The sequence below is a fragment of the Bordetella flabilis genome, from assembly GCF_001676725.1.
Lineage (GTDB): Bacteria > Pseudomonadota > Gammaproteobacteria > Burkholderiales > Burkholderiaceae_B > Bordetella_C > Bordetella_C flabilis.
Map to the genome: position 1 here is coordinate 1,038,631 of NZ_CP016172.1, position 12,260 is coordinate 1,050,890.

The 12,260-nt window shown below is 69.1% G+C and carries 12 protein-coding genes; 8 read left to right on the plus strand and 4 right to left on the minus strand.

The genetic code is table 11. From position 1 onward, the window contains the following. The first annotated feature begins 20 nt into the window (after nt 1–20). Genes BAU07_RS04585 through BAU07_RS04600 form a run of 4 tightly spaced genes read left to right on the plus strand, consistent with a single transcriptional unit; the run spans nt 21 to nt 3,542 of the window. Nucleotides 21–1,040, plus strand: coding sequence for a succinylglutamate desuccinylase/aspartoacylase family protein (locus BAU07_RS04585; RefSeq protein WP_066654515.1), 1,020 nt, complete (start codon nt 21–23; stop codon nt 1,038–1,040). Beyond that, nucleotides 1,040–2,095, plus strand: a complete 1,056-nt coding sequence (locus BAU07_RS04590; protein ID WP_066654517.1) for an Ldh family oxidoreductase — start codon at nt 1,040–1,042, stop codon at nt 2,093–2,095. The genes BAU07_RS04585 and BAU07_RS04590 overlap by 1 nt, the downstream gene beginning before the upstream one ends. Next, nucleotides 2,092–3,246, plus strand: a complete 1,155-nt coding sequence (locus tag BAU07_RS04595; protein WP_066654519.1) for a UxaA family hydrolase — start codon at nt 2,092–2,094, stop codon at nt 3,244–3,246. Before BAU07_RS04590 ends, BAU07_RS04595 begins: the two co-directional genes overlap by 4 nt. After that, nucleotides 3,243–3,542: a UxaA family hydrolase gene (locus BAU07_RS04600; protein WP_066654524.1), complete on the plus strand. Its 300-nt coding sequence runs from the start codon at nt 3,243–3,245 to the stop codon at nt 3,540–3,542. The genes BAU07_RS04595 and BAU07_RS04600 overlap by 4 nt, the downstream gene beginning before the upstream one ends. Nucleotides 3,543–3,690: 148 nt before the next feature. Here the strand turns inward: BAU07_RS04600 and BAU07_RS04605 are convergent, their stop codons facing one another. The 3 genes from BAU07_RS04605 to BAU07_RS04615 all read right to left on the minus strand — a co-directional run bounded on the left by BAU07_RS04605 (nt 3,691) and on the right by BAU07_RS04615 (nt 6,056). Further along, complete coding sequence (locus BAU07_RS04605) at nt 3,691–5,094, minus strand: M20 family metallopeptidase (RefSeq protein ID WP_066654526.1); 1,404 nt, start codon at nt 5,092–5,094, stop codon at nt 3,691–3,693. A 136-nt stretch (nt 5,095–5,230) separates the two neighbouring features. After that, a complete protein-coding gene (locus BAU07_RS04610) occupies nt 5,231–5,542 on the minus strand; it encodes a hypothetical protein (RefSeq protein ID WP_066654527.1) in 312 nt (103 codons plus the stop codon). Between the two features lie 160 nt (nt 5,543–5,702). Next, the gene (locus BAU07_RS04615; RefSeq protein WP_066654528.1) at nt 5,703–6,056 is read right to left on the minus strand and encodes a DUF1428 domain-containing protein; all 354 of its coding nucleotides are present in this window, start codon (nt 6,054–6,056) and stop codon (nt 5,703–5,705) included. A 225-nt stretch (nt 6,057–6,281) separates the two neighbouring features. On the opposite strand from BAU07_RS04615, the gene BAU07_RS04620 reads away from it, so the two are divergent. From BAU07_RS04620 to BAU07_RS04635, 4 genes are all read left to right on the plus strand, one after another. Next, a complete protein-coding gene (locus BAU07_RS04620) occupies nt 6,282–7,160 on the plus strand; it encodes a LysR family transcriptional regulator (RefSeq protein ID WP_066654529.1) in 879 nt (292 codons plus the stop codon). Nucleotides 7,161–7,427: 267 nt separating this feature from the next. Further along, the gene (locus BAU07_RS04625; RefSeq protein WP_232338248.1) at nt 7,428–8,081 is read left to right on the plus strand and encodes an RraA family protein; all 654 of its coding nucleotides are present in this window, start codon (nt 7,428–7,430) and stop codon (nt 8,079–8,081) included. Between the two features lie 38 nt (nt 8,082–8,119). Then, entirely contained in the window at nt 8,120–9,109 is a 990-nt protein-coding gene (locus BAU07_RS04630) for a Bug family tripartite tricarboxylate transporter substrate binding protein (protein ID WP_066654530.1), read from the plus strand. A 302-nt stretch (nt 9,110–9,411) separates the two neighbouring features. Continuing rightward, nucleotides 9,412–10,644, plus strand: coding sequence for an aminotransferase class V-fold PLP-dependent enzyme (locus tag BAU07_RS04635; protein ID WP_415830415.1), 1,233 nt, complete (start codon nt 9,412–9,414; stop codon nt 10,642–10,644). Between the two features lie 124 nt (nt 10,645–10,768). Here BAU07_RS04635 and BAU07_RS04640 read toward each other — a convergent pair whose 3' ends face one another. Beyond that, nucleotides 10,769–12,196: an aminotransferase-like domain-containing protein gene (locus BAU07_RS04640; protein WP_066654532.1), complete on the minus strand. Its 1,428-nt coding sequence runs from the start codon at nt 12,194–12,196 to the stop codon at nt 10,769–10,771. Nucleotides 12,197–12,260: the final 64 nt, after the last annotated feature.

Here is a 12,260-nt window from a genome sequence, read left to right on the forward strand (position 1 = left end):
AACCAGGAGACAGACCCATCATGCCTAGCAACGATCCCTTGCGTATCGCGGGGCTGGACGTCAAGCCCGGCGAGCGTGGTTTCGCCATGCTGCCGGTCACGCGCACCCTGCGCGGCGACCTCGCGGTGCCGGTGCATGTCATCAACGGCACCCGGCCCGGCAAGGTGTTCGCGATACTGTGCAACGTGCACGGCGACGAAGCCATGCCGCTGCTTGCCGCCCTGCAGTTGTTCCGCGAGACGGATCCCGCCGTCATGCGCGGCGCGCTGGTCATCCTGCCCGTGTGCAACCCGCTGGCGTTTTCGGATTTCCGCCGCGAAAGCGCCGAACAGCGCGAGAACACCGACCTGCATCGCTGCTTTCCCGGCAATGCACGCGGCTCGGTGACGGAAATGATCGCGCGGACGCTGACGGACCAGGTGCTCGACCACGTCGACGCGTTGTGCGACATGCACTCCGGCGGGCAGGGCGGCCGCATCCACCAGCGTGCCGACCTGAACGAGGACGCCACGGGCGAGGTGCGCGACGCCAGCCTGAGCCTGTGCCGCGCTTTCGGGACGGGCGCGGTGCACGTGAATTTCCTGCCCCCGTCGACCGCGGTCGGGTATTTGAACAGTACCGGCCGCCCGGCCGCCGGCGTCGAGGTGGGCGGCACGTACATGGGCGGGCCCATGACGGATGTCTTCCAGGCGCGCGTGGTGCGCGGGCTGCGCAACCAGATGAAGGCGTTGGGAATCCTGGAGGGCGAGCCGGAGCTGGACGGGCCGCAGTTCCTGTTCACCCGCAAGGAGCGCAAGGAAGCAAACCCCACGCGCGGCGGCTATGTCGTGTCGCTGGCGAACCGCGTGGAAGACCTGGGTCGCCGCGTGACCAAGGGCGAACGGCTGGGGGTGGTGGTGGACCCCTACACCCTGCAGGAGACGGAGTCGCTGAACGCCCCGTGCGACGGCATCCTGTTCTTCAGCCGCATGTCCGGCCCCGCGGAAGCGGGCGCCAAGGGCTATGCCATCGCCGACGCGGCCGGGCTGCGCGAAATCTGATGGAAGACGATCGCCACTATGCCGCCGCGGACCTGCACGCCTTCTGCGTCGCCGCGCTGCATGCGCAGGATGTCCCGCCTGCGCATGCCGAACTGGTCGCCGATTGTCTGGTGGCGGCCAACCTGCACGGCGTCGACACGCATGGCATGGCGCGGCTGCCGACCTATCTGCGCCGCCTGGCGCAAGGCGCCATCAATGCGCGCGGCGTGCCGCGCGTGGTGCGCGAGTTCGCCGGCACGGCGGTGGTCGATGGCGATAACGCGCTGGGACCGGTGGCCGGGCATGCCGGCATGAAGCAGGCGATGGAACGCGCCCGCCAGCACGGCGTCGGCTATGTCGCCGTGCGCGCGAGCAATCATTTCTCCTACGCGGCCTGGTATTGCGAGCACGCCGCGGCGCATGGGCTGATGGCGATGTGTTCGTCCGGCGGCGAGCCGACGGTGGCGCCGTGGGGCGGCAAGCACGCCTTTTTCACCAACAGCCCGCTGGCCTTCGCCGCGCCGACCAGCACGGAGCCGCTGGTGGTCGACCTCGCCACCAGCGTCAGCTCGCGCGGCAACATCCTGCTGGCGAACCTGCTGGGCCAGCCGATTCCCGCCGACTGGGCGCTGGACGCGGAAGGCAAACCCACGGTGGACGCGGCCGCGGCGCTGAAAGGCTCGGTGCTGCCCATGGGCGGGGCCAAGGGCTACGCCCTGATCGTGGCCCTGGAAGTATTGAACAGCGTCCTGGCGGGCGGGGCGATGGCGCCGCTGGTGGGTTCGCAGGCCGCACAGGACGGCTTGCCGGCGTGCGTGCCGCATTTCTTCATCGCCATCGATCCGCGCGCCCTGATGGACAGCGCCGACTACCTGGCGCGCATCGACACGCTGCTCAAGCAGACGCGCACCGCCCCGGCGGCCGACCCGGCCCGGCCCATCCGCCTGCCCGGCGAACGGCGCCGCCAGGTCGCCCGCCAGCGCGCCGCCTGGGGCATCCCCATGCCCGCCAAAGTCATCGAAGAACTGCTTGCCGCGGCCGACCGCTATGCGCCGGCCGCAAGAGGATTGCTATGAATACGCTCATGGCCTATACGCGTCCGGACGGACGCCGCGGCATCCGCAACCTGCTGGCCGTGGTGGCCGCGACCGACGCCGCAAATCCCGTTGCGCGCCGCCTCGCCGCCGCGCTGCCCGATTGCGTCGCCATCACGCCCCTGTATGGCCGGGGCCAGCTGGGCGACGACCTGGCCCTGTCGGTACGCACCATGATCGGCCTGGGCAGCCACCCCAATGTGTATGCCACCCTGGTGGTCAGCCTGGAGCGCGTGGCCGGCACGCGCGTGTATGAAGGTATCCGCGCCGCCGGCACGCCCTGCGAGGTCATGGGCATCCAGGAAGAGGGCGGCACGCCGGCGCTGTTTCGCCACGGCCTGGCGCTGCTGGAGCAGTGGCGCGCGCAGGCCCAGGACCTGCGGCGCACGCCGGCGCGCCTGGCCGAGTTCGTCATCGGCCTTGAATGCGGCGGCTCGGACACCACGTCGGGACTGGTCGCCAATCCCGCCATCGGGCTGGTCACGGACCGCATCGTCGATGCGGGCGGCACGGCGATTTTCTCCGAGCCGGTGGAATGCCTGGGCGGCGAGGCGGCCCTGGCCGCACGGGCCGCGAGCACGGCGGTGCGCGACCGCATCGATGCGACGATCCGCAAGTACGAGGAGATCGCGCGCCGCGCCGGGGTCGACCTCAACAAAACCAATCCCGCGCCGGACAATATCCGCGGCGGACTGACCACCATCGAGGAAAAATCGCTGGGGTCGATCTGCAAGACCGGCAGCCGCCGTATCGAAGGCGTGCTGAGCTATGGCGAAGCGGCACCCGGGCCGGGCCTGTACCTGATGGACGCGCCCGCGCCGGCCACCGAGAACATTACCGCGCTGGCCGCCGGCGGCTGCCACCTGATCCTGTTCGCCACCGGAGTGGGCAATTCCATCGGCAATCCGGTATCGCCCACCGTGAAGCTATGCGGCAACGACCGCACCTGCCGCACGTTCGCCGACCATATCGATGTCGACCTGAGCGCCGTGCTGCTGCACGGACATTCCCTGGAGCAGGCCGGTAAGCAGGTCGAGGAAGCCATGGCGGAAATCATCAATGGCCGACCCACCTGCTGCGAGATCCTGGGCGAAACCGAAACCGCCATCAGCCGCATAGGGGAGTCCGTATGAACCCGGCGGAAAAGATATGGGTCATCCATCGTGACGACAATGTGGGCACCGTCGTGGGCGCCGACGCGCGCGCCGGCGTCGACGTGCCGGTGGCCGGCGTGGTCCAGGGCTCGCTGGCCGTGATCGAGCAGGTGCCCTACGGGCACAAGGTGGCGCTGCGCGCGCTCGCCGCCGGCGAGCCCGTGGTCAAGTACGGCGTCGTGGTGGGCAGCATGAGCCGCGCCGTGCCGGCAGGGGGACACGTCCATGTGCACAACGCCGAGTCGCTGCGCGGCCGGGGCGACCTGGGCGGCTGAGTGCGGACGGGCCGGCGCAACGGCGCGGAGCCGGTGCGTCGGGCGGGTCGGATAGAAGTCCGCCGCCAGATGTCAGCCGCCGGCCAGGCGGCGCGGCGCGGCGCGGATTCCGGCTGGCGAATGGGCGACTGGCCGCGACGGCCGGCGGCTAGCTGGCGGCGCGCGACGTGGCCGGTACCGGTCCCGCCCCCAGGTCCCAGTACAGCCCGGTCATCAGCTTCAGGCCTTCCTCCAGCAGCTCCGGCGGCAGGTGCTCGTTGGGCGCATGCTGGGAGCAGGACGGGTAGGAGTGCGGCACCCAGATCGTGCGCAGGCCCAGCACCTCCGTGAAGATGTCGTTGGGCAGGGAACCGCCCAGGTTCGGCAGGATGGCCGGCTTCTTGCCGCTGGTCTTCTCCAGCGACGCCACCGTCCAGTGCACCCAGGGATCGTCGGGATCCAGGCGGGTGGCCTTGAACATGTTCTCGCGCGTCAGGCTCAACTGGACCATGGGGAAGCCGTGCCGGTCCAGGTGCCGCCGCAGCGCCGGCAGCAGCCCGTCCGGATCGACGCCCACGACGAAGCGCAACTGGCAGTGCGCCCTGGCGCGCGGCGGAATGGCGTTGACCGGCGTTTCGGGGTTGCCTGTCTTGAAGGCCAGGACTTCGAAGGAGCACCAGCCGTATACCTGCTCCGCCGGCGTCAGGCCCGGCTCGCCCCAGCCAGGGTCTATGGTGGGCCCGTCCGCGCCGCCGTCGACTTCGCAATCGGCCAGGACGCGGCGCACGGACGCCGGCAGTTCGGCGGGCACCCATTCGGGGATGCGGATCTGCCCGGTGGGCGACACGATACAGGCGATGGCATGGGCCAGCTGGATGCCGGGGTTGGACAGCAGGCCGCCCCAGTTACCCGAATGATGGCCCCCCTCGCGGGCCTCGATGGTCATGTCGAAGTTCAGCCCGCCGCGCGCGCCCAGGAAGACCGTCGGGCGTTCGGCGCGCAGCCGCGGCCCGTCCGAGGCGATCAGCAGGTCGGCGGCGAAGCGCTCGCGGTTGGCCTCGCAGACTTCGCGCAAACCCGGCGAGCCGGTTTCCTCGCCCATCTCCACCAGGTACTTGGCATTGAAGCCCAGCTTGCCGCGGGTTTCCAGCACCATGCGCAGCGCTTCCATGTTGACGGTGTGCTGCCCCTTGTTATCGGCGATGCCGCGGCCGTACCAGCGTCCTTGCGACGCCGTCAGGGCCCAGGGCGACAGGCCTTCGTGCCACTCCGCATCCAGTCCCCGGATGACGTCGCCATGTCCATAGCCGAGCACCGTGGGCAGGGCCGCGTCCTCGATGCGCTCGGCGTAGAGAAACGGCGCTTTGGCCTTGGGATGGGCAAGCGTCCGGCAGGCGAAGCCCATGGACTCGAAGGCGGGTTGCAGTTCCTCGTGCAGGTAGGCCGCCAGGTCGCCGGCCCGGGCCGGATTCTGGCTTTCGGTGGGCATGGCGACACGGCGGGCGAGCCGTTCGCGGAAGGCTCCGGAGGCGAAACACTGCTCGGCATGGGCAATCGCTTGGGCGCGGGTCATCTGGAAGTCCTGGGCTGGCCAAGCTGTGTGTATACCAGAGTGTCGCGCCCCGCGCGATTGGGGACGTCACGTGTCCGGGAGTGGCCCGGAGGTCGCCGGGCGATGGCTGTGGATCGGCTATCGCCCGGCGTGGACGTTACTCGCTCGCCTGTTCAGGGTCATTCATGGACTGGAGGGCGGGCAGCGAACTGACATCCTGAGGATCGTCATGGAATCCCAATTCGACGATTTCGCGGGGGAGGGGCAGGGGCGAGTCCAACTGGATGCTCAGCGAGCGCTCGCACTTGTGCTTCTCTTTCGTCTCGTTCGGGTGCTTGTTCGCGCAGACGTCCGAAATGAGGGCAAGCGCGTCCGCGACGTCGTTTGCCGGCGCGGAATGGGGCTTTTCTGGAACACCCTGCTGACGCCCGATGATCTGTACGCCTGAAGTGCCGGTGATCGTGGTCATTTGAGTCGACTCCTGCTCGTTGAGGAGCAGGCTAAGTCTCCCGACGAGAGAGGCGGTTCCGCGCTCGGAAGGGTCCGATCCTCCAGCCGCGGTCCTGCCCGTTCTTGCGCGATGGACGATACGCACAAGAACGGGCGGAACACTGCGGGGCATGGACCCGTCACGCGTCCAGGACGATCTCGAAACCGCCGAAGATCATGCGCTTTCCGTCGAACGGCATCGGGGTCTCCTCGGGGTTCAGGCGCGGGTCGGCCATCACGGCCTTCATGCCCTCGTCGCGCACCTGGCGCGATGGCCAGGCGATCCACGCGAAGACGACCGCTTCGCCTTCCTGGCGCTTGACCGCCATGGGGAAGGACGTCACCTTGCCCTCCGGGACGTCGTCTTCCCAGCATTCGACCACCTTCAGCGCCCCATGCTCCTTGAATACCACCGCCGCGGCTTCCGCATGCTTGATGTAGGTCTCGCGGTTGGCGATGGGTACGGCCAGTACGAATCCGTCTATGTAAGCCATGAATAATCTCCTTTTGGGTGGAAAGCGGGACGACGCGGCTGCGAGCCGGATTGGCGCCGTCCCTGTGCCACGACGAATGAAGGCCGTGGAAATCGACATGGCGCCGATGGGCGATGGGATCCGGCACCGCGCCGGACCCACGGCAGGCGTCCGCATCGGGGCTTGTTGCTTCGCCGCCGGCCGCTCGGGTACAACGTCAGGCTGCTATTACGGACGGGCCCGGTCTTGAATCTACGGCATCTGCAGTTTTTTGTGGTGTTGGCCGAAGAACTGAATTTCACGCGCGCCGCGCGGCGCCTGCACGTGGCCCAGCCCGCGCTGAGCCAGCAGATACGCGCGCTGGAGGAACGGCTGGGGGCGGCCCTGATCGACCGCAGCAGCCGGCCGATGCGCCTGACCGAGGCCGGCACGTATTTCTTCGCCGAGGCGCGGCAGATCCTGTCGCAGTACGAGCAGGCCTCCGGGGCCGCCCGCGATATCGGGCAGGGCGTGCGCGGGTGGCTGGGCATCGGGTTTACCCGCTCGGCCATGTACAGCGTGCTGCCGCCGGCGCTGAAGCGGTTCAGCGCGGCGCATCCCGGTATCGAGCTCAAGCTCTACGAGATGCTTACCGAGGAGCACGCTCCCGCGCTGCGGGAGCAGCGCATCCACGTCGGCATCGGCAGGCAGGCGCAGCCGGTGGACGGATGCACCACGCGCGTCCTGCTGCAGGAAAAGCTGATGGCCGCCGTGCCGGCGGACCATGCGCTGGCCTCGGCGCGCCGGCTGCGCATCCAGGACCTGGCCGACGCGCCCTTCGTTTTCTATCCCAAATACCCCAACGCTCAGTTCCCCCGCCTGGTGGAAGGCCTGTGCCGGGACGCCGGCTTTACCCCGAAGGTCGTGCACCAGGCCTACGAGATACAGACCGCGATCGCGCTGGTGGCGGCCGGCCTGGGGGTGACGCTGGTGGGCGAATCGGTGGCCCGGCATGGGCGCGCGGATGTCGTCTACCTGTCGCTGGCCGGGAGCAGCGCATCGGCGTTGACGACCTTGACGGCCACCTATCGCACTGGCGATCCATCGCCGGCCTTGCGCGATTTCCTGGCGGTGCTGCTGCCCTGAGCCCGCGGCCCCGGTCCCGAGCCCCGGGTCCCCGAGCCCGGAGCCCGGAGCTCCGAACCCCGACCCTTGAATCGCCGCATCACCCGGTCCCTGCGCCCTCGCGCGGCGGCTACCGCCGCCACCGTCCCACTATAAGCAAATCGCTATGGAACGATAGGGTACTTGTCTTGGACCGGGCAACGGCCCTTGCGTAGGATGGCCGCATCCATTTGCCACGCAGCGAAACCAATGAGCCCATCCTCGTCCGACGCGCATTGCGTCCCGGCCGTGAGCCTTCCCATACCCGCTTCCTATGCCGGGCTGTCCACCGCCGAGGTCTCCGATGCGCTGGATCGCCTGAACCTGCCTGGCAGTGCGCTGGGCCTCGCGCCGGTCGGCGCGGCGCACAGCCTGCTGGGACGCGCCTATACGGTGCGCTATACCCCTGTCGATATCGATCCGGGCACCGTGGGCGACTATATCGACCATGTGCCCGCGGGCGCCGTGGTGGTGCTGGACAACGGCGGCCGCGTCGACTGCACGGTATGGGGCGGCATCCTGACCGAAGTCGCGTCGCGGCGCGGCATCGGCGGCACGGTCATCAACGGCGTCTGCCGCGACGCGGATGCCGCCGCGCAATTCCAGTATCCATTGTTCAGCCGCGGGCGCTTCATGCGCACCGGCAAGGACCGCGTCCAGGTGGACGAGGTGAACGGCCCGGTCAGCCTGGGCGACGTGCGCGTGCGGCCCGGCGATATCCTGATCGGCGATAGCGACGGCATCGTCGTGGTCCCGCGCGAACGCGAGGACGAAGTCCTGGCCGTGGCGCTCGGTACCCGCGACGCCGAGCAAGCCATCGTCGACAGCGTGCGCGCCGGCATGAGCCTGACACAGGCCCGCGAAGCCCATCACTATCACGTCCTGCAGCGGCGCGGCCGCTGAGCGGCGGCGTTCCCTACTAGAAATACAGGAGGAGACCCATGAAAGTACGATTCCCCGGCCCGGCCCGGCGCCTGCTGGCCTTCGCCATCGCCGCCGTTGCCGTCGGCGCGGCCTCGCCCGCGCATGCCGAGCCCTATCCCTGCCAGAACCTGAAAATCGTCTCGCCCTATCCCCCGGGCGGCACGACGGACATCCTGGCGCGGCTGATCGCGCCGTCGTTGCAGAAGTCGCTGGACCTTCCCGTCATCGTCGAGAACCGCGGCGGCGCGAGCAGCAATATCGGCACGGAGTACGTGGCGCGGGCGCATCCCGACGGTTGCACGGTACTGTTGGGCAACAACACGGGCGTGGTGATCAACCGCAACCTGTATGCGCTGCGGCTGGATCCGGTCAAAGCCTTGCGTCCGGTGGCCGAAGTGGCGGCCATGCCGCTGGTGCTGTACGTGAACCCCAAGGTTCCGGCCAGGACGCTGCCGGAGCTGGTCAAATTGCTGCGCAGCGGCTCGACGCCCTACAGCTTCGCTTCGGGCGGCAGCGGCAGTCCGCAGCACCTGGCCGGCGAGTTGTTCAAGCTGGCCACCGGCACGGACATCCTGCATATCCCCTACAAGGGCCAGGCGCCGGCCATGATGGACGTGGTCGGGGGCCAGGTCCAGATGGCCTTCGAGACCACGGCGGCCTTGTCGCCGCAGGCCAAGGCAGGCAGGGTGGTGCCGCTGGCCACGACGGGCGCGACGCGCGCCGAGGGATATACCGACATTCCGACCATGACCGAGGCCGGCTTCAAGGACTTCGTCATTACCAACTGGTATGGGGTATTCGCGCCGGCCGGGACCAGCGATGCGCTGGTGACCCGCCTGAACGCCGCGGTCGACGCCGCGCTGGCGTCTCCCGAGGTCGCGGGCAAGCTGGCCGAGCTGGGATCGGAGAAAGTGAGCGGTTCGGCCGCGACTTTCGCTGCCTTCGTCGACAGCGAAGTACCGCGCTGGGAGGCGGTGGTCAAGCGCTCGCATGCCAAGGTGGATTGAATACGAGAACGGTGGTCCGCCAAGGCGGGCGGGCGCTTGATGCACGCGTTCAGCCTGGGCGCGAACCCGCTGTGCCCGCCGGCGCCTGGCGTTCCGGGACTGCCGGCCGGCGGCAGCGCTGCGGCAGCATCTGGAACGCGCAGGTGGCTGCGACGAACTGCGCGGTGTGCAGCCGCTGGCCGGTAGCCGGCGACCGCACGAATGACCTTCCACGCCAGGCGTGGATTGGTCTTTGCGGCCGCCACCGGATAGGATAGGACCCTTCGCGCCGTCGCGCGTAACGCCACATGGGCCGATCCGGCATGAATGGAATGACCGCCTTTGCTCCCCTGACCGACGCCAGTGTCGCCGACCTGCGCGCGCGCACGCCGGGCGTGCGCACCACCGTTCATTTCAACCATGCCGGCGCGTCGCTGCCGTCCGGCGCGACGCTCGCGGCGGTGCAGGCGCACCTGGAGCGCGAAGCCACGATGGGGCCCATGGAAGCCGGCGTGGCGGCGCGCGAGCAGACCGAAGCGGCGCGCACGCTGGCGGCGCGCCTGCTGGGCGCGCGCCCCGCGGAAATCGCCCTGACGACAGGCAATTCGAGCGGCTGGAGCGGGGCCTTCGCGGCCCTGGGGCCGTGGCGCCCGGGCGACCGCATCCTGGTCGGGCGGCACGAGTGGGGCGGCAATATCGCGGCGATGCGCATCGCGGCCGGACGCGCCGGCGCGTCCATCGAGGCGATTCCTTCCGACCCGAGCGGGGCGGTGGATGCGCGCGCGCTGGAAGACATGCTGGACGCCCGGGTGAAGCTGATCGCCTTGACCTGGCTGCCGGCCAACGGCGGGCTGATCAATCCGGCGGCACAGGTGGGCGCGGTGGCGCGCCGCCATGGCATCCCGTATTTCGTGGATGCGGCGCAGGCGGTGGGCCAGCTACCCATCGACGTCGCGGCGCTGGGATGCGATGTGCTGAGCGGCGCGGGCCGCAAGGCATTGCGGGGCCCGCGCGGGACGGGCCTGCTGTACGTGCGCCAGGATTTCCTGCATCGCCTGACGCCGGCGGTGGTGGACGCCCATTCGGCCCCATTGGACGATGAGGGCGCGCCGGCCCTGGTGGATAGCGCGGCCCGCTTCGAGCCGGCGGAAACCGCCATGGCCTTGCGTTGCGGGCTGGCCCAGGCCTTGCGCGAAGCACTCGATATCGGGCTTGACAACATCCGCGCGCGTGTCGATCGCAATGCACGCGCGGTGCGCGAACAACTGGCCGGCCTGCCGGGCGTGGCGGTGCTGGATCAGGGGCGCGAACGCTCCGGGCTGGTGTCTTTCGCCGTGGTCGGTTGGGAAGCGGGCGCGGTGCAGGCGGAGCTGGCGCGTGGGGGTATTTCGATCAGCAGCAATGGCGTGCGATATACGCCGCTGGATATGCAGGCGCGCGGATTGAAGGAAGTGGCGCGGGCCTCGGTCAGCTATCTGACCACGGACGACGAGATCGACCGGTTGACCGAGGCGATCCGGGCGCTGTGCGGAAAGGGGACGGCAGGGTCACTGTAACGCTGCACCAACACAACCCTTGCCGCCGTTACCCCGCCATGACCACGCCATTACCCCACCGTTACGCCGCCATGATGCCGCCATGACGCCGCCTTGGCGCCGGCCCAGGGCCGCCGTAATTCCGTCAGCGCAGTCGCGCGCGTAGCGCGGTACCGAACCGTTCGTCCGCGAGCGCGCCGACATTGCAGCGCGACCGCGCCGATACCTTGTCGGCATCCACGCTGAATATGCGTCCCGGCGCAAGCAGGATTTTCTCCGGCATCAGTTCGCGCGCCAGCCCTACCGTATCCTCGATGCCGGGGAAGGTCGGCCACAGGTAGAGCGAACTGGCCGGACGCGCGAACACGTCGGCGCCCAGGTCATCGAGCACTTGCAGCGCCTGCGCGGTCGCCGCCTCCAGCCGGCGGCGCAAGCGGAACAAGTGACGCTCGTAATGGCCGTCCCGCAGCATGACGTCTACCATGCGCTCGCAGTATTCCGAACTGCTGACATGCACCAGCGCCTTCAGGTCGGCCAGGTCGCTCGCCAGCGCGGTGTCGCAGGCGATGAATCCTACACGTAGCGCCGCCGAAAACGACTTGGAAAAGCTGCCGATATAGAGGGTGCCCGCCAGCTGGTCCAGCGCGGCCAGGCGCACCGCCGAAGTCGGCTTGAAATCCGCCAGCGGATCGTTTTCCACCACCATCGCGCCATGGGCCTGGCATAGCTGCAGCACGCGGTAGGCCTTGGCCGGCGAGATGTCCGACCCGGTGGGATTGTGCGCCAGCGACTGCGTGAAAAATAGGCGCGGCCTGTCGCGCGCCAGCAGGCGCTCCAGCACCGCGAGGTCCGGGCCGTCCGGCAGGCGCGGCACGCCCAGCATCCGCGCGCCCGCCAGTTTCAGCTTGCCGAACAGCGGGTAATAGCCGGGATCGTCCACCAGCACGGCGGCGCCCGGCGCCACGAAATAGCGGATCACCAGGTCCATGGCTTCGTTCGCGCCATGCGTCAGCACCAGCTGGGCGGTCGAGGCGTTTACGCCGATGTCGCCGAGCTTGCGCACCAGGCTTTCCCGCAGCGGCGCGTAGCCGTAGCGGCTGCCATAGCGGAACAGGCTGCCCAGCCCGGTGCGCACCACCTTCTGGTGATAGCGGTCCATGCGCATATCCGCCAGCCATTGCACCGGCGGAAAACCGTCGCCGACGGCGACCGCGTCAGGCTGCGTCTTGAGCTGCTCGCGCATCAGCCACACGATGTCCATGGCGCGGCTCAACTGCCCCGACTCTTCGTCCACCGGCTTGCGCGCTTCGTGACGGTCCACGACGTAGAACCCCGAGCCGCGCCGCGGCTCGACCAGGCCCTGGGCCACCAGTATCTCGAAGGCGACCACGACCGTGTTCTTGGCGTAGCGGTGCAACTGGGCCACCTCGCGCAGCGATGGCAGTTTGTCGCCGGCGCGGTACACCCCATTGGCGATCTGCTGCCCGATCAGGCGGGCCAGGCCCTCCGCGATGGGCGCCTCGCGCGGCGTGCGCCCGTCGCGCCGGCCGGCCGTTTTCCTGCTGTCGTCCATGGCCACGATACGCCGGGCGCTCCTCGAAATTGGTGCAGTGCGATGGTACTGTTGGCCCAAACTG

Bases quoted from the DNA above. Each gene is read 5' to 3' on its own strand.
- BAU07_RS04585 (WP_066654515.1), top strand. From the start codon at position 21: ATGCCTAGCAACGATCCCTTGCGTATCGCGGGGCTGGACGTCAAGCCC.
- BAU07_RS04590 (WP_066654517.1), top strand. From the start codon at position 1,040: ATGGAAGACGATCGCCACTATGCCGCCGCGGACCTGCACGCCTTCTGC.
- BAU07_RS04595 (WP_066654519.1), top strand. From the start codon at position 2,092: ATGAATACGCTCATGGCCTATACGCGTCCGGACGGACGCCGCGGCATC.
- BAU07_RS04600 (WP_066654524.1), top strand. From the start codon at position 3,243: ATGAACCCGGCGGAAAAGATATGGGTCATCCATCGTGACGACAATGTG.
- BAU07_RS04605 (WP_066654526.1), bottom strand. From the start codon at position 5,094: ATGACCCGCGCCCAAGCGATTGCCCATGCCGAGCAGTGTTTCGCCTCC.
- BAU07_RS04610 (WP_066654527.1), bottom strand. From the start codon at position 5,542: ATGACCACGATCACCGGCACTTCAGGCGTACAGATCATCGGGCGTCAG.
- BAU07_RS04615 (WP_066654528.1), bottom strand. From the start codon at position 6,056: ATGGCTTACATAGACGGATTCGTACTGGCCGTACCCATCGCCAACCGC.
- BAU07_RS04630 (WP_066654530.1), top strand. From the start codon at position 8,120: ATGAAAGTACGATTCCCCGGCCCGGCCCGGCGCCTGCTGGCCTTCGCC.
- BAU07_RS04635 (WP_415830415.1), top strand. From the start codon at position 9,412: ATGAATGGAATGACCGCCTTTGCTCCCCTGACCGACGCCAGTGTCGCC.
- BAU07_RS04640 (WP_066654532.1), bottom strand. From the start codon at position 12,196: ATGGACGACAGCAGGAAAACGGCCGGCCGGCGCGACGGGCGCACGCCG.